We start from the raw sequence: 14,843 nt of genomic DNA, 5'->3' as shown, positions 1-14,843 counted from the left end.
CGCATCTTTGAGTAACTTGACTCTCATGAAATATTCACCATTCTCCATTCAAGTTACCTTTGCAGGTTATCTGTATAGTACGTAGCAAGAATCCTTAGGTTGTTTTCAGGTGCTTATACAATCTGTACATGTGTCCGTTCGAGTGATAACATGTGTAATGTTTCGCTCCAAATCCTTAGATAAAGATTGCCTTCTTCCCACGCACAAGAAAGCAATGAACAGAAAAGCGTTACAAGGTTCTATTTCGCTTTGGGCGTCTTTAGACCCCACTAACCTCAACTTCACCAATAACCGATTAACCATAGACTCTCTCACCTTGTTGGGAAACATCGTCACTGAACCTTAGCTTCGATTGACCCGCCTTTTACCTACCAAGCTTGACCATTCAATATGTGGTAATCCATATTGAAAGGGTAGGACTAGGTTATAGCGTTACACCGCTATAGTGCTCAATAGCACATTACTATGCAGACATCATCTGTCGCCCCGTAGGAAACACCGATTCAGTATCAGTTAATACATTAGGATATAGTTCACAAAGAGGTTGTAAAATCACTTCCCCTTTTGCTTTGAACCCAACGACAACTTGACCTGAGAATCCACTACCGATAATCATTTTATCTCTTTGGTGTGACGGTATATTTTCGTCAATTTCTTCTTTCACCATAACGCCTTCAATTCCAGCATCGATGTAAAGTAAATCATCGACATGGTTGAAATAGTCATTGAATAATTGACGAGTTCTATTGTTATCTACACAACCGATTAATATTTTGAATCGGCCGTCATTAGCAAACAATCGGTCTAACATTTCACAATCCGTGATATATTCTGGTACTGCTAATATGTCAATGCCGTAGTGTTCACCGTAGCGTTCAGCTAGAGCTGTTACTTTAAATTCACCTATATCCTCTTCATCAAAAAGTTGATTATCGAGATTTTTCTTTTCCGTTCGGTCACCATCAGCAATTAAAATTCGTGTAAGCTGTAAACGTGAACCGTAAGTAGCCATATCTTGTAGCAAATTGCGAAAGAAATGAGATCCATTCGCTCCTGCCCCTAGTATAACAATATCAAAATTAAAGTTGTTTACGATTTTCATAAGTAAAACCCTTCTTTCGTTGTCACCTTTGTTTTCCAATGTTTCGGATAAGAGTAATCATCACGTTCTACATCTAGTTCGAATAATTGCTCCGGTTGGATTCGGATTTCATCGTCACGCATTTTTGCGCGGAATACCATTTCGTATTCTTTTAGATTTAATCGTCCTAACACACCATAAACACCGAATGTTGTACTATTCCCTTGTTCGTCTGCATCGTCCGTATCTGAAAAGAACGCTCGCATTACATTATGACTATGAACTTCCATGACAGGTAAATAACGACTAGCGTTTTGGCCTGTGTATTCAGGAGTGTTAATCATAGAAATGTATACGGGAGTAACGATTTGCTCGGGTACATCAAGTACATACTTTTCTTTTTCCATATCAAAATAGATTTTTACAGCTACTTCGTATTCATGTTCCTCCGTAATAAACGAACGGAAAAATCCTACGATTTGACGTAAAAACTTATTTGGAATTTTAGGTAAGATCCACTCAAAAGAAGCAGGTGTTACTGGACACGCTTCAAGACTTGGAAAACCTAAATCATCTAAGGCTTTTTCAACCATTTTATCGCTAACCTTAATAGTTGGTGCAATCATGGTACCGTACCCTGATTGATGAACCGACAATACATTCCCGTCACCACTCAGAATATAGCGATAGATTTTATTAGACTCAAAAGCTTCTTCTGCTGAAATAAAAAAAGAAGGCGTAAAACGACCTTCTTTTGAAACAGCGCCTTTACTTCCCGCAAATGCATCAGGGAATAAACGCTTATTATCTTTATCTACGTCCCACTTAGTACGTGCTGCACTAAATTGAGGGAAGTGACGTTCAATCCCCTCGCGAACTTCTTCCAGGGTTACACCTTGTTCTGGAATTTCATCTACGAAATCTTCCACTCGGAAACTTTCGGTTGCAAAGTGAATTGTCCAATCACCTTGTACATAGATTGGTTCAACTTTTTTCTTTTCTTTTGGAGTAGCAGCAGCTTTTGCTCTAGCAGCAATTGAATTTTTTTGTGCTTCCTCTTTCTTTTTCTCTTCCTCAGTAATAACATCTTCAATACCGATGTCGAAAATTGATAATTCTTCCATTATAAAAACTCCCTTAAAATTTAAATTTATCTTGAAAATAATAAAAAAACACTCCTTCGATAAATTTGAACAGACTAACTCCTTTAAATAGGATTAGTTTGAACACTTAATCGAAGAAGTGTTTGAAATGCGCTTTCACCGTATGGTTAAGCGTTAATAAATTCATAAATCAAGATATATAAAAATTATAGCTAAAAAAATTGGTAAGAGCAACAACAACTTCCTATTATTGCTACCTACATTTGTATTAGCACCAATCTTCCACTTTTGCATTCATTTCAATTAAACGAGTATCAGGGAAGTTTTTCCCTTTATACTTTTCAAACAACGATAATGTGTTGTCGTTTAAATGATTATTATTTGGAGTTGATAGGAACATCAACGGAATCTGATCAATCGGCAATTCACGAAACCCACTCCAACAAACTGCACCACTTTTATATACATTTGAATATGGATAATGATATAAAGGAGTATCAATTGCTAATGGTTTTTTCCCTTTCAACGCTGCTAATTTTAGAGAATATACAGCACCACTTTTATCTATAGAGATAGCAAATAGTAACCTTGGATGTCCCACATCTTCGAAAGGAACATCTTGAAACTTTACCCTCATTTTTGTTTTGGGAATATCGTAGAAATAAGTCGTTCCTTTACTTGTTGTTGCGATATACGATGCATTTTTAGGTACATTCGTAAAGCCGTATACAACCTTGTTATTGCCTTCGTTTCTTTCTTTTAAAGCGTCAAGAAGTAAACTAGTTGGTAGGTGTTGAATGTGAGAAGCTACCAATTTATCGATTTTGTCCTTTTCTTTTAAATCTTTCATATATTTATAAAGAGTACGCAACAACTCTTTTTGAATTTCCATATCTCCAGATTGTTGAGATCCTAAAAAATACTGTAATAGGTCTACATACAAATTGAGATATTCTGGCTGAGTTGGGGCTTCCTTAATCTTTTGTACCCAAGTTGATAAAATAGGTGTTAATTCATCGACTGTGATATGTGAGTCTTCCATTCTCTGAATAACAAGTAATGCAAAATCTGAGAACAGTTCATCATTCATCAACCCTTGTGGTATTTGATTGAAAAGTGTTAAAAGAAATTTATAACCACTATTCGTTGATTCAGAAGGACTAATAGTATCAAAATATTCTTCCATATCCTCACAACGTCGATTCACTAAAACATCAAAAACCAACTCAATTGGTGCATCCTGAATAAAACCTCGAAGCAATGTGTCCAACGTCACTTTTCGATTCCCTACTTTTATTTCATTTTCATATCTTTCAATAGATGGTGTTTTCCCTTCATCTATTGTCACTACTACCTTTGTCATAATTGTTCTATCCCTTCGACTAATTTCACACATTCTTTATGTGCCTCTAATAAAACCTTGCAAACAAAATGCATACATATGGAGCCAAACTCAAAGTGACCATACAGCGTAAAATTATCTTCATCAAATTGCGAGTATAATTTTGTCATATCGAGTTTAGGTGGAATGGCTAAATTCAATAGCAGTTCCTCCGTAATATTTTCAAGGATAATTAGTTGAACTTCCGACATTTCTTCTTTTCGTTCATGTGCTTCTTTCAATGAATGAAGCATCATAACAAAACCTTGAGGATTCTTTATACCCTCTCCGTAATCAACCTCTCCAATTCTAGTTTCATCAAAGAAGATTTCAAGAGGATACCAAAAATCGGTCACTCCCACATAATCTGATCTCATATTCCAATAGAACTTCTTTTCATCAGGCAACCGTTCACCTGTGAATGATTCAATTAATTTATAGATGATTAGTAAATCATACATATAAAGAAGGTTGAACTTCTCTTCTTCGTAAAGTCTTACAATTCGTTTGTCCATTTTAAGTTCCCCCTAATATGACTAAAAGAACCTTTTCTTTTTATCTTTCAGCATTTTCCAGTAGTGCGAACTGCTTTGAATATTCCAGTATGTTTGCTGATCCACTGTAAGTTCTATTTCTTCACCAAAAAGAGTATTCCACGATGATTCTTCAGTTCCAGAAAAATAAACATCCATATATATTGCTTTTAATTCCTCTATAGATGTTCCTTCGAATAACTCTCGAATTTCGCCCATCATACTAAAATTTTGGTAGTAATATTGATGATGTAGTTCGATTAGTCGTTCTTTTTCTTGCGGAATCGCTTGTTCCTCTAATTTATCTGCGAATTTTTTTATATCAAAATCAACCATTGATATACCTCCTTAAAAGAAAAGAAGCGCTATAAGTTTTATAGCACTTCATTTAATAATCCGAATGGCTCTAACTTTGAATCATCAAAGTCCTTCCCTTCGTTTTCCTTATATATTTCGAAAGTATTTCCTCGCCCGTGATTTGAGTTATCAGTTGATAAAAATATGTTTGCAACATGTGGCAACATATCACTTGTTAAAGTACGATAAGTATACCAACAGACATTACCACCACCAAAAACATGTGCAAATGGATATCGAAACACCTGCATGTTATCGTTAATTGGTTCCCCTTCTTTTACAGCAACGATTTTCATGGAAATTATTTTATCATCTTCCCCTATCTTATAAATTGCTAATAAACGCGGGTGTCCAACATCATCGATTGATGCACCATGATATTTCACACGAATTCTTGATTTCGGTACTTCGTACACGTAACTAACTCCTTGTGAGTTAACTCCCATGTACGATACACCTGGTGGAATCTTCCCAGCAAAGTAATGAAGTTTTTTATCACTTTTCTGCTGCGTATTTAAAATCATTTCACTAAACCATTTTTCATCTACATGAGGAATGACATTTTGAATTACATTTTTCAATTCCTCTCGGTGTTCCACTTGTATTGAATGAAGAATGGCTTTAAAAATAGCGTTTTTCTTGGATTCAAGACCACTATCCTCTGCAGGTCCTTGTTTTAAAAACTTCTTTAATAAGCCAATCATAATAGTAGCTAACTGTTCATTAATGTCTAACTTATCATGCTGTTCAATGATAGCTTGTAAAAAGTCCAAAACAAATGGATCATCTACATTCATTTTGTTTGTTCGACGTAATATAACCGCTAGGAATCTAAGAAATTCAGAATTATCCTCATACCAATCGGTAGATACTGAATTAAGGATTGTTTCAAAAAATTTATTGAATTCTCCTTCTTCCTCTAAATCCTTTAAATAATCGCCCATTGGTCCATTCGAATTTGATAAGTACTCGAAAATAGCACTCATTGGTAGCTGTTCCATCATTGCATAGCAATAATCATAACAACGAATATTTCGCTCGCCTACCTTCAGTTCATTTTCAAAACGTTGAACGTTTACTGATTCATTTTCATTTATAGTAGCAACTATTTTCATCATAAATTTTTCTCCTTTACCATTTCCGCATATGCTTTCATGAATTCAATGGGAATACCGTTATAGGACTCTAATCGAAATACCAATCCTTCATCGGTTACTTCCACAATCTCTATTTCATTCCCATCTTCATCTTCTAAAATTTCCATTTCCATTTCTCCCCAACCGTATTCAATTGCATAAGCTAGATAACTATATGCATGAACTTCTTTTGGGAAATTTAACTTTAAAATTCTATCAGCACTATCCCATTCGAATGGGGCGTCTGCTAGTTCTAAAAATTCAATCAGATCCTCTAATGTATCGCTATAGTCATGAGAGTAATAATCATAGTTCTGACATGATTTAAAAAAAGTTAAATCATCCACGTTATGCCCCATTCCTTCTAGAACTTTAGCCATTGTTAAGCGTGTCATAATACGCGCTAACGTATATCTATCCCCTTCTCCAATTTGAGTAGAAGTCATATCTAGATAAAAATGTCGTCTTTTCATTTACATATCTCCTTAGAAAAACTTCGATTTTCTCTTAGGTTTACTTACCTCATGCCAGATCCAGTCAGCCATAAGAGTAAGATTGCTACCTTCATAAAAATCGGGGTTTCCAAATGAATAACCAAACATGGTTTCTTTATCCGCTTCCCCCTCAAAAGGAGGTAGATGTTCCAGGTGTTCAAGAACCTCTTTGAAATCCTCTATTGACCATTCATCAAACTTTGTTCGGATATCTTTAATTTTTTCACCGGGATAATTATGATAAGTCCAAGCTAAGATCTCGGCCGTTACAGACTTATCCCGAGCTCTTTCCATCCCATTCCATAATTTATCTAACTCCATTGCGTTAGCCTCCTTAAAATGACAACAAAAAAAGAACTGTAAACAGTCCTTTTCTTTAAGCCTTATTGAGTAGATTAATAATTGACCTCATCGCAAGTTGTTCACTTATTGCATAGAGTCCTTTTTTATTAATCTCATATTTATTAATTTGTAGCGGTGTGCAAGATTTCAGCGTTGTTAATTCTTTAAAGAACTTCGCATCCTCCATTGCACTTCCTTCAAATTTTTTATCGTAGCGTTTTAAATTGTTAGTTAGTGGTAAAGTGATGTTCTCTACACACCCAAACTGTTTGATAATCGCCATTGCACCTGTATCTCCTATTCCAACAACACCAGGAATATTATCACTTGAATCACCAGCTAATGCTTTGATTTCGCAAATTTGTTTTGGTTCTAATCCTTCCCAATCTAATGCAAATTGTTCAGGTGTCATGAATTTGTCTTTACTACCATTTCTCACAACGACAGTTACATCATCGCTCAATACTTGTAGTAAATCCTTATCATTGGAAATGACATACTTATGACCGCTTAAAGATTTACATGCAGCAGCAATAAGATCGTCTGCCTCTAATTGTTCATCCCAAAAATAAGGAATACTAGCGGCAGCTAATACTTCTCGTATAAGAGGAAACTGTAATTTAAGTCTTTCCGGTGTCTCTTTACGTCCCTCTTTGTAGGGGGGATATAACTTTTTGCGGAATCCTTTCCCTTTATCAAAGAATACAGCGATATTCGCTGAATAGTCTTTTTGATACCCTAAAATCATCTTCACAAATAGCGTTACAGCATTTGTAGGACGGCCATCAGGAGCAGATTGGTTAGAATTCTCAGTTGGGTAATAACAACGATTCAGTAAGTTATTCCCATCGACAAGCACCCAATTAGAATACCCCTCTTTTTTTTCAATAATTAACTCATCAAACAATGATATTTGCTCTAACATATCGAGCCCTCCTTAAAATAGAGTAAGTTGTCCATCTTCATTAGAATCGAAAATTGATGTTTCTTTTTCGATTGGTACGGTAGAAGGTTGAACGACTTCTTTTTCCTTTTGTACTAAAGTTAAAGTACTTGTTTTTCCTTGTGTAGCACGTTTATAAGCACCACACGCTTGTTGTTTAGCTAGATTGCTTTCAGAGTATACACATGGTTTTGTTCCAAGTTCGCATACTTTCCAAAAAGCACAGCAACCAAATGCTGTTACATCTTTGTTCTCCTGCACGTTTAATTCCCCCCTAAAAATAAAAAACCCATTACGAGAGAAATAGCAAAAGGACATAAGAATCCCGCTAGATACCTCATAATGAGTTTTAAAAGTTAAAAAGCTTTCACCGTCTGGTTAAGCGAATAAATAAAGAAAAAGTGTATGTAAAAATTATATCACCATTCTATTTAAAAATATACCAAATCATTGTAAATATGATAGAATGTCTATATTGAATTGTGATTCTATTTATTTAACTCTAACCAGACGGTGAAGGGTCTTAACTTTTAAAGCATTCCTAGAGAATGAAGCATTATTTTGTTGTGCTTATTTTTCTATGGAATGCTTTTTTTGTTTTTTATTCCATTAGAGAAAGGGAGAATGGCCTATGTTTAAGCCAATTTTAATGATTGTATTGTTATTCCCAATATGTTTTATTGTTGATCTATTCAATGATGGCAATTGGCTAACAAATTATACGGCTTTCATAAAAGGCTGGTGGGATGTCATTCTATCAGTTTTGGTATGTAAAGTAGTATTCACAAAAAATAAGGATTACAAGTACCGCGCACAGGAAGAAATGAGGGCAAATCAATATATGTCGGAAATACGCCGATATGAAGGAATCCCTTACGTTCCCCCTATCATGCTGATGTACATGAAAAGTCCTCCTGGGTCCATAAAACCAACAGACTACGAATATGTAAATAATACATTTTATCGTACTGTTGTTAACACCTTCCGTGACCGAATCTATGTCTTACAAGAATGCGACTCATTCCAACCTTACAATCGAGAGCCATATTTCGATGTAATTGGGACCAAAAATATTGGCAAATGCTTAATGTATTTTGGATTACCGATTGCTTGGATGTTTTTTGTCTATTTAGTATTAGAGCAATCCATGTTCTTTGATTGGCCGCTGTTTACAGTACCTTTCATGTTCGCAGCTTTTCTTCGAGGTGTTTATTGGCTAGAAGCCTTTATTAAATATCATCCTCAACGATTAGATCGTGAACTAAAAGAAAGTGGTTGCGATATCCTGGTAACGTGGCGGGATGCAATTCCAGATAGAGATGCAGGCGTAACATTTATTCGCGCTTACTATTCTGAGATGGAAAGACGACAACGATACGAAAATACCATTCAAAATCGGACCGTTCCTGATCAGTACCCTGTTTGGAATAATCCTAACTTCGCCCCTTTTCCTTATCCAAGTAAAAATTTACCTGTATGGGAAAAGGAATACGAGCCGTATTACGAGCAAAAGAAAACGGGAACCGTCGATTCAAAAGTAGGAAAACTTCCTAATAATATCGTTACCTTCCCGAAAAAAACGTAAAAGGAATGATTAGTGATGAAAGCAACCGTTGGATAGGTGCTAAAGAAATGAACCACATGAGAGTAAATTCCCTTCTCTCATGAAGTAAATAACGGGTTTGTGCAAACAAACCGAAAAAAGAGCTTATGTGAAATCATCTTTCACATGGCTCTTTTCTTTTAAGGTAATCAATTTAAAAAAGGAGAGATGACACATGTATGCCATCGAAGAATTAAAAAATTTAAACGCAGGTTATGACTCACAGCATCTTTTAACAAATGCTGACACTGAAAAGGTAAACAATTTAATTGATTGGATTCAGAATAGCCGAGATAATGAATCGCCTCAAATTGGGGATGTAGTTGAATATACGAATAAATATGGAAACTATTACGCTAATGCACATATCGACAGAGTAACAAATGATGGTCAATTGTACATTTGTGAATCACCATATGTTCCATTCATTGATACATTCGGTGGTAAATTAACTACTTCTACTAGTGGAGGAGCTTGGCATTATATTCCCAAGAACCTACGTTATGTAGGAAAACAACGAAAGAAATTCTGCGTATGGGGTCATCATGGTCCATGTGCAAATGGTGCAGTGGATTTCTTTGCTGAGGTAAATGTATGGGAGTATACAAAGGGTGAACATGACTTCACAACTCAAACACACGATAAATTTACATTGTATGTTCGTGATAGCGAAGAAAATGGTTCCTCTTACAAATACTTGCTGTCAAAAGACGGTTGTAGTCATACAGCATTCCATACAAAAGAAGAATATGAGCAATGGTTAAGTTGCTTCAACGGTGTTGAAACAGATGGCTTTTTCCCTAATTCGAAAATCGTTTGGACTTTCAAACAATTCGTAATATACATTCCAATTGAGGATTACTTAGAACTTCGAGATGCTGTCGTTGATAAAGAATTAAACAATGGTTGTACGCAGGAATGTAAGCGAATTGTTGAAAACAAAACGGTAACAACTTATTTTCCTTACCAACAAGATCGAATTGTTTTGAATTAGGAGTGGAAACCATGCGTGTAGCAAAAAGAATATCAGATGAATTTAAAAGAAAAATCGAGGAACGAAAAGAGACTTTTAAATCGGGGGCAAGAATTGTGGTTGTCGAAACTATCGACGATCCAACTCCCCTACCGAAAGGTCTTGAAGGAACGGTTCGATTTGTTGATGATATTGGTTCTATTCATCCTATATGGGATAACGGTTCCACATTAGCAGCATTACTTGAAGATAAAATCAAATTAATTTAATGATTTCGCCGATGAATTGCTCATGAGTAGCAATAAATAAGAGAAGTGAAAGGAAGATTTTGATGATTACAGTAACAAAACCTTCAGATATTGCGATGTATTTACTATTTGACATAACTAAATTAAAGCGTGGATGCTATATTGTACTTCGTTTAAATGAAAGAAATCAAATTATTGAAAAAGTAATATTTGATAATTTAGAGGATATTCCAAAAGATATGTTTGGTGTTTTGGTGATGTATCACTCAGAGGCCTATCCGTCTGAAGATCAGATAAAATTAGCAGCAATCTTTGAAAATATGAAAGATTTCATTGTTATGGGAGACGAGAATTTTACTAGTTTCTTAGAGAAAAGACTAATTTCTCATTTCAGAAAAAATAAAGCTTGATCAAATCAGCTACAATTGCTGATTCTAATATAATAGCCCTTGTTTCGAACAACATTGTTCAAAACAAGGGCTATTTCTTTTATGTATTTATGTAGCTTTCGTTCAAAAAGTCAGGTAGTATGAAGCCTTGAATTAGCATACTTTCTTTGAAAATATAACTTATAATTTCTCACCACAATAACTACAAAAGCGACTATCTGTAGGGATTTTCCCACCACAATACCTACAGAAATACTTTGGCTCTTTTTCCTCCTTCCTGTTGGTATCATCGGAGAATTCTTTTGGTAATTCTTTAGATGATTCCTTAATTTCTTTTTGTTCTACTGTTTCATAATTAGATTCTTTAAAGGTTACTACTACCTCTTCTTTTAGTTCTGTTTCTTTATAATAATCCGGATGATATTCACATACATCACATACTTCATTATCAAGGCAAAAAGTCTCTATATGTTCTCTACCATTTGGTGAGCCTACTACTCTACCTTTTTTTCCATCTGTATTGGTTGGATTACTAGGACTACTACAAAAATAGGTCCCGTACCAAGAGTTCCAACTATAAGGACATTTTGCCATATCATTATCTCCAATCAGTTATTATATACTAGTAGTTTTAGTTTAATCTCTAATTTTCTTCCAATCAATATTGAAATAGCTTTGAGTAACAACAATAATTAACTCATTAAAGATATTTTGTGGTAATTTGTTATTCAACTAACCGCGCTATACATTCCTTCTCAAACAATAATAATTTAAAATTCATTTTTAAAAGATGATTCTTATTCCGCTAAATACAACTTTAATGTAAAAAAGCGCAGAACCATTACTCTCTGGAAATGCGCTTTTGCTTAATTACTTATATTTACTTAATATTGCTTCTGGAATATGACAATAATCGTTTGGACATCTAGCTAATCTATCTTGATGTTCTTCTGCACTTCTCACATAGTTTGTAAGGGGTAATACTTCAACAACTATAAGGTCACAATCATTTCTCTCACTAAGAAATGCCCTCGCTTCTTTTAAGTGTTCTTGCTTTTCACTATATACTCCTGTTCTGTATTTCTCACCAACATCCTGTCCTTGTTTATTCAAACTGTATGGATCAATTATTTCAAAAAAATACCCCATTAATTCCCTGATCGTTACCACTGTTGGCTCAAATTCAGTTTTTACACATTCGGCGTAACCATCATAATCACCCTCAAGTGTGTGACTAGTTCCATTAGCTCTTCCCGCTTCTGTAAACTTAACTCCGGGTAAAGTTTTTACAAAAGCTTGTACTCCCCATAAACATCCCCCTGCAAAATATACTGTTTCCATATTTCTCTCTCCCTTATGCACAAATTAGCCTTAAAATGGAATAAGCACTTATCCTCGTTCAAGGAAAGCGCCCGATTATTGAAGTAGATAAAAATTAATTCTTTTCTTTATCATCAGTCCATAAAACTTTGTATAAAAATGCGAGTTCAGTTTCTTCAATACCCGGTGGTAGTTCCCCATTTTCGCCCCCACCAGAACGCAGGCTATTTTTAGTAGTGCCTAGCCACGCTGCTAAATATATAGGTTTATTTTTTTCTAAAGTCATTTTTTCGTCGATTAGCTTACTGAAAGAAGATGATGTCATGTTATTTGAATAATATGTTGTAGCAAGCCCTGAAGGTATACCATTTATCAGTTTTATAGAATGATCTTCGTTTCTAATGTCACTTATTCCAAAAGAAATAAGGCTGTCTTTATATTTTGTTTCGATTTCACCCCAAGTCTTTATCAACTCCTCTTTAAACTTCCCCTTTTCAAACACCTCCACTGAAAATTGCAAATCATCATCTTCTTTCAAAGTGCCATTCAGTTTGAAAAATTCAATTTGCTCCACACCTGTTTTACTAATGAGTAATCGTTCTTTTTCGCTCATGTTGTATGACTCAATGATTAGTTTCGTATTTGATGGAGATTTTTCTTTTTCTACACCTGCGCACCCTGTTAACAACAAGGTGAAAATTATAAACAAGCAGTAGCCTTTAAAGTGCTGCATTTTCGTCCCCCAATTTATCAATGTTTCATTAAATTATTTCAAATAATTACCATTTTAGCAATGAGCATAACTCCCTTAAATGGCCCGATTACTGAACAAAAGAATAATGCATTCATAGGCGTCGATGTAATTGAATAATGATTTACAGTTATCTCCACAAACTTTATTAGGGATTTTTATTTTAATTCTAATAGTTGTTTTACTTCATCTTCACACTGATTCCGCAAAGCAACGTTCATATATCGAAGTGTGTATGTTGAACCTCGTTCTAAAATCACATACTCGGTAATTAGATCATCAACTTTGTTTTCAGCTTGAATTTTAATTCCAAGTTTACTTAGTTGTGATTTAATCAAATTAAGTTCATTGTGAAGTTCTTTAATTTTTGTATCAAACCAAAAAGAGAAAGCACGTTGCATTTTTAATCCTGAAATCTTTTTCTTATCACGTTCAAGCGTTCTCTTCGTTAAATCCAAAATAATTTGTTTATGAATTAATTTGCTAGTATCATTGTTCATAATTACACTCCTCGCAATAATTATAGAACAAACGTTCTCCTTTGTGTATAAGAAAAAACCTGAACACTAAAACATCCTGGACACACCCCATGACTAATTTACAGATCACCTAAATTTGTACTTGCTTACTTCCAACTTAATGTACTTATAAGGAAAATATTGTCCATATCCAACAATATAAATTCACAAACACGTGGTTCACCGACCCTCTCATGCGATACTTCATAGGGGTCATAACAAGAGTCCTGACATACATAAGCTAGCAAGAAGTCAACGTTAGTTAAATACATTTCTTGTAAATCGAAGTATTGATTTTTATTTATCTGAGAATAAAAGAATTTATACACATAACTCTCGTATATATTAAAAAAGAAACCATAATTTTCTATGGTTTCTTTTTTAACTGAACTCTTTCCTATCATTTTATACTTTATTATTGAAATTCAAAACAAACTCAATTGAACATATTTATTTTCTCTAAAATTACTTAAACGGACACCAAATAACACTATTGGTATATCACTTAAATTATCCTCATAGAGCTTCTCTATCAATTTATTGACCATATTTGGATCAGATGTACCCTGTTCTAAAGTAATACTCTTAGAATGCCTTCCTTCTTCCCATTCCATTTTATATACAATTGCAATTGTGTAGGCTTTTAATTTTTTATTATTAAGTCTACTACATAACGATTCTATCATTTTGCTCGCTAAATTCATCAAGACTTCCGAATCAGAAATTGGTTGTGCAAAGGTTTTTTCTTTTCCTATCGTCTTATCTCCCTTTTCCCTATCTGTATTTAGCTTATCAGAACCTCTACCTAGAGATACTTTTTGAAGCCACTCTCCTCGAACACCAAGGATTAATTTGAGGTGAAGTGGATCAGCTTTAGCAAGATCACCGATAGTGTAAATATTATGTTTATTTAATTTCTCCTCCGTTTTTTGACCACATCCATGTAATTTATTTAACTTTTGTGGGTGAAAGAAAGAGCAAAACTGGAGTTGCTCTAGATGAACATAACCAAAAGGTTTTTTTATATCTGCTGCCATTTTAGCTGAGGTTTTAGTATTGCTACACCCAATACTACATCCAAGAGTTAACTTTTCCCATAAAATTTTTTGAATATATTCTGCTATGATTCTTGGTTCTGTACCAATTGCAACTCTTTCAGTAATATCTACATACGCTTCATCAATACTTGCTTTTTCAATGGGTCCTATTAAACGTAGAAAATCCATAATTATTTTTGAATAACTACTGTAGAGATTATGATTACGCTCAACAATAATAGCATTGGGGCACTTCTTAAGTGCTTCATAAACAGACATTGTAGTATAAACACCTTTATTTTTAGCTTCATAGCTAGCAGCAATTACCATGCCTTTATTTTTATTATTAGGAATTCCTCCAACAATAATTGGTTTATTTAATAATGAAGGGTTTTCTGCTTGATGAACACTAGCAAAAAAGGAGTTCATATCCACTAAGAGAATAGTTTTTTTAGACATAACAATAACTACTCCTTAAAAAGAATTTATTTTATTTTTAATTATTTCTTTTTTTATTTCTCACTTTTTTTCATATTCTATAATAACAAACATCTTTATCTTAAGAATAATTTTCAGATCAAAATCATAAAAAGAGTCCATCTGGCAATCCAGATGGACTTTATTACATTAAAAA

19 protein-coding genes are annotated in these 14,843 nt (G+C 34.3%); 4 read left to right on the top strand and 15 right to left on the bottom strand.

Annotated elements, in window-relative coordinates:
• Positions 1 to 463 precede the first annotated feature (463 nt).
• The 10 genes from JOD29_RS02515 to JOD29_RS02470 form a co-directional block, all read right to left on the bottom strand.
• Entirely contained in the window at positions 464 to 1,102 is a 639-nt protein-coding gene (locus JOD29_RS02515) for a ThiF family adenylyltransferase (protein WP_124761713.1), read from the bottom strand.
• Complete coding sequence (locus JOD29_RS02510; RefSeq protein WP_124761715.1) at positions 1,099 to 2,205, bottom strand: hypothetical protein; 1,107 nt, start codon at positions 2,203 to 2,205, stop codon at positions 1,099 to 1,101. The genes JOD29_RS02515 and JOD29_RS02510 overlap by 4 nt, the downstream gene beginning before the upstream one ends.
• Positions 2,206 to 2,452: 247 nt before the next feature.
• On the bottom strand, positions 2,453 to 3,547 hold the full coding sequence (locus JOD29_RS02505; protein WP_158610501.1) for a hypothetical protein: 1,095 nt from the start codon (positions 3,545 to 3,547) through the stop codon (positions 2,453 to 2,455).
• The gene (locus tag JOD29_RS02500) at positions 3,544 to 4,080 is read right to left on the bottom strand and encodes a hypothetical protein (protein WP_124761719.1); all 537 of its coding nucleotides are present in this window, start codon (positions 4,078 to 4,080) and stop codon (positions 3,544 to 3,546) included. The genes JOD29_RS02505 and JOD29_RS02500 overlap by 4 nt, the downstream gene beginning before the upstream one ends.
• Before the next feature lie 21 nt (positions 4,081 to 4,101).
• Positions 4,102 to 4,434 (bottom strand): hypothetical protein, encoded by a 333-nt coding sequence (locus tag JOD29_RS02495; protein ID WP_124761721.1) that lies wholly within the window; start codon positions 4,432 to 4,434, stop codon positions 4,102 to 4,104.
• 38 nt (positions 4,435 to 4,472) lie between these two features.
• Positions 4,473 to 5,573: a hypothetical protein gene (locus JOD29_RS02490; protein ID WP_124761723.1), complete on the bottom strand. Its 1,101-nt coding sequence runs from the start codon at positions 5,571 to 5,573 to the stop codon at positions 4,473 to 4,475.
• Positions 5,570 to 6,064 (bottom strand): hypothetical protein, encoded by a 495-nt coding sequence (locus tag JOD29_RS02485; RefSeq protein ID WP_124761725.1) that lies wholly within the window; start codon positions 6,062 to 6,064, stop codon positions 5,570 to 5,572. The genes JOD29_RS02490 and JOD29_RS02485 overlap by 4 nt, the downstream gene beginning before the upstream one ends.
• 12 nt (positions 6,065 to 6,076) lie before the next feature.
• Complete coding sequence (locus tag JOD29_RS02480; RefSeq protein ID WP_124761727.1) at positions 6,077 to 6,406, bottom strand: hypothetical protein; 330 nt, start codon at positions 6,404 to 6,406, stop codon at positions 6,077 to 6,079.
• Positions 6,407 to 6,461: 55 nt separating this feature from the next.
• Positions 6,462 to 7,352: a 5'-3' exonuclease gene (locus tag JOD29_RS02475; RefSeq protein ID WP_124761729.1), complete on the bottom strand. Its 891-nt coding sequence runs from the start codon at positions 7,350 to 7,352 to the stop codon at positions 6,462 to 6,464.
• A gap of 12 nt (positions 7,353 to 7,364) precedes the next feature.
• Entirely contained in the window at positions 7,365 to 7,631 is a 267-nt protein-coding gene (locus JOD29_RS02470) for a hypothetical protein (RefSeq protein ID WP_124761731.1), read from the bottom strand.
• 370 nt (positions 7,632 to 8,001) lie between these two features.
• Here JOD29_RS02470 and JOD29_RS02465 point away from each other — a divergent pair, with 370 nt between their 5' ends.
• The 4 genes from JOD29_RS02465 to JOD29_RS02450 all read left to right on the top strand — a co-directional run bounded on the left by JOD29_RS02465 (position 8,002) and on the right by JOD29_RS02450 (position 10,604).
• Positions 8,002 to 8,955 carry a hypothetical protein gene (locus tag JOD29_RS02465; RefSeq protein ID WP_124761733.1) on the top strand — a complete coding sequence of 318 codons (954 nt, stop codon included), beginning with the start codon at positions 8,002 to 8,004 and terminating at the stop codon, positions 8,953 to 8,955.
• A gap of 193 nt (positions 8,956 to 9,148) precedes the next feature.
• Entirely contained in the window at positions 9,149 to 9,967 is an 819-nt protein-coding gene (locus JOD29_RS02460; protein ID WP_124761735.1) for a DUF4121 family protein, read from the top strand.
• A gap of 11 nt (positions 9,968 to 9,978) precedes the next feature.
• Positions 9,979 to 10,215 carry a DUF4314 domain-containing protein gene (locus tag JOD29_RS02455; protein ID WP_124761737.1) on the top strand — a complete coding sequence of 79 codons (237 nt, stop codon included), beginning with the start codon at positions 9,979 to 9,981 and terminating at the stop codon, positions 10,213 to 10,215.
• A 62-nt stretch (positions 10,216 to 10,277) separates the two neighbouring features.
• Positions 10,278 to 10,604, top strand: coding sequence for a hypothetical protein (locus JOD29_RS02450; protein ID WP_124761739.1), 327 nt, complete (start codon positions 10,278 to 10,280; stop codon positions 10,602 to 10,604).
• Positions 10,605 to 10,763: 159 nt separating this feature from the next.
• Here the strand turns inward: JOD29_RS02450 and JOD29_RS02445 are convergent, their stop codons facing one another.
• The 5 genes from JOD29_RS02445 to JOD29_RS02425 all read right to left on the bottom strand — a co-directional run bounded on the left by JOD29_RS02445 (position 10,764) and on the right by JOD29_RS02425 (position 14,668).
• Positions 10,764 to 11,177 carry a zinc-ribbon domain-containing protein gene (locus JOD29_RS02445; protein WP_124761741.1) on the bottom strand — a complete coding sequence of 138 codons (414 nt, stop codon included), beginning with the start codon at positions 11,175 to 11,177 and terminating at the stop codon, positions 10,764 to 10,766.
• Positions 11,178 to 11,453: 276 nt separating this feature from the next.
• Positions 11,454 to 11,924 (bottom strand): peptide-methionine (S)-S-oxide reductase, encoded by a 471-nt coding sequence (locus JOD29_RS02440; RefSeq protein ID WP_124761743.1) that lies wholly within the window; start codon positions 11,922 to 11,924, stop codon positions 11,454 to 11,456.
• A gap of 94 nt (positions 11,925 to 12,018) precedes the next feature.
• Positions 12,019 to 12,636 carry a hypothetical protein gene (locus JOD29_RS02435; RefSeq protein ID WP_124761745.1) on the bottom strand — a complete coding sequence of 206 codons (618 nt, stop codon included), beginning with the start codon at positions 12,634 to 12,636 and terminating at the stop codon, positions 12,019 to 12,021.
• Positions 12,637 to 12,812: 176 nt separating this feature from the next.
• A complete protein-coding gene (locus JOD29_RS02430; protein WP_124761747.1) occupies positions 12,813 to 13,154 on the bottom strand; it encodes a YhjD family protein in 342 nt (113 codons plus the stop codon).
• Between the two features lie 443 nt (positions 13,155 to 13,597).
• Positions 13,598 to 14,668, bottom strand: a complete 1,071-nt coding sequence (locus tag JOD29_RS02425) for a Y-family DNA polymerase (RefSeq protein WP_124761749.1) — start codon at positions 14,666 to 14,668, stop codon at positions 13,598 to 13,600.
• Positions 14,669 to 14,843: the final 175 nt, after the last annotated feature.

Origin of the sequence: Lysinibacillus composti (assembly GCF_016908465.1) — a bacterium.
GTDB lineage: Bacteria > Bacillota > Bacilli > Bacillales_A > Planococcaceae > Ureibacillus > Ureibacillus composti_A.
Note: the sequence above shows the minus strand (reverse complement) of the source record. Positions and strands in the feature narration are given on the sequence as shown.

What these genes read in the sequence shown, in the direction of transcription:
- JOD29_RS02435 (WP_124761745.1), bottom strand. Translation starts at nt 12,636, where the DNA reads ATGCAGCACTTTAAAGGCTACTGCTTGTTTATAATTTTCACCTTGTTG.
- JOD29_RS02500 (WP_124761719.1), bottom strand. Translation starts at nt 4,080, where the DNA reads ATGGACAAACGAATTGTAAGACTTTACGAAGAAGAGAAGTTCAACCTT.
- JOD29_RS02450 (WP_124761739.1), top strand. Translation starts at nt 10,278, where the DNA reads ATGATTACAGTAACAAAACCTTCAGATATTGCGATGTATTTACTATTT.
- JOD29_RS02440 (WP_124761743.1), bottom strand. Translation starts at nt 11,924, where the DNA reads ATGGAAACAGTATATTTTGCAGGGGGATGTTTATGGGGAGTACAAGCT.
- JOD29_RS02425 (WP_124761749.1), bottom strand. Translation starts at nt 14,668, where the DNA reads ATGTCTAAAAAAACTATTCTCTTAGTGGATATGAACTCCTTTTTTGCT.
- JOD29_RS02480 (WP_124761727.1), bottom strand. Translation starts at nt 6,406, where the DNA reads ATGGAGTTAGATAAATTATGGAATGGGATGGAAAGAGCTCGGGATAAG.
- JOD29_RS02455 (WP_124761737.1), top strand. Translation starts at nt 9,979, where the DNA reads ATGCGTGTAGCAAAAAGAATATCAGATGAATTTAAAAGAAAAATCGAG.
- JOD29_RS02485 (WP_124761725.1), bottom strand. Translation starts at nt 6,064, where the DNA reads ATGAAAAGACGACATTTTTATCTAGATATGACTTCTACTCAAATTGGA.
- JOD29_RS02475 (WP_124761729.1), bottom strand. Translation starts at nt 7,352, where the DNA reads ATGTTAGAGCAAATATCATTGTTTGATGAGTTAATTATTGAAAAAAAA.
- JOD29_RS02495 (WP_124761721.1), bottom strand. Translation starts at nt 4,434, where the DNA reads ATGGTTGATTTTGATATAAAAAAATTCGCAGATAAATTAGAGGAACAA.
- JOD29_RS02505 (WP_158610501.1), bottom strand. Translation starts at nt 3,547, where the DNA reads ATGACAAAGGTAGTAGTGACAATAGATGAAGGGAAAACACCATCTATT.
- JOD29_RS02430 (WP_124761747.1), bottom strand. Translation starts at nt 13,154, where the DNA reads ATGAACAATGATACTAGCAAATTAATTCATAAACAAATTATTTTGGAT.
- JOD29_RS02465 (WP_124761733.1), top strand. Translation starts at nt 8,002, where the DNA reads ATGTTTAAGCCAATTTTAATGATTGTATTGTTATTCCCAATATGTTTT.
- JOD29_RS02510 (WP_124761715.1), bottom strand. Translation starts at nt 2,205, where the DNA reads ATGGAAGAATTATCAATTTTCGACATCGGTATTGAAGATGTTATTACT.
- JOD29_RS02445 (WP_124761741.1), bottom strand. Translation starts at nt 11,177, where the DNA reads ATGGCAAAATGTCCTTATAGTTGGAACTCTTGGTACGGGACCTATTTT.
- JOD29_RS02460 (WP_124761735.1), top strand. Translation starts at nt 9,149, where the DNA reads ATGTATGCCATCGAAGAATTAAAAAATTTAAACGCAGGTTATGACTCA.
- JOD29_RS02515 (WP_124761713.1), bottom strand. Translation starts at nt 1,102, where the DNA reads ATGAAAATCGTAAACAACTTTAATTTTGATATTGTTATACTAGGGGCA.
- JOD29_RS02490 (WP_124761723.1), bottom strand. Translation starts at nt 5,573, where the DNA reads ATGATGAAAATAGTTGCTACTATAAATGAAAATGAATCAGTAAACGTT.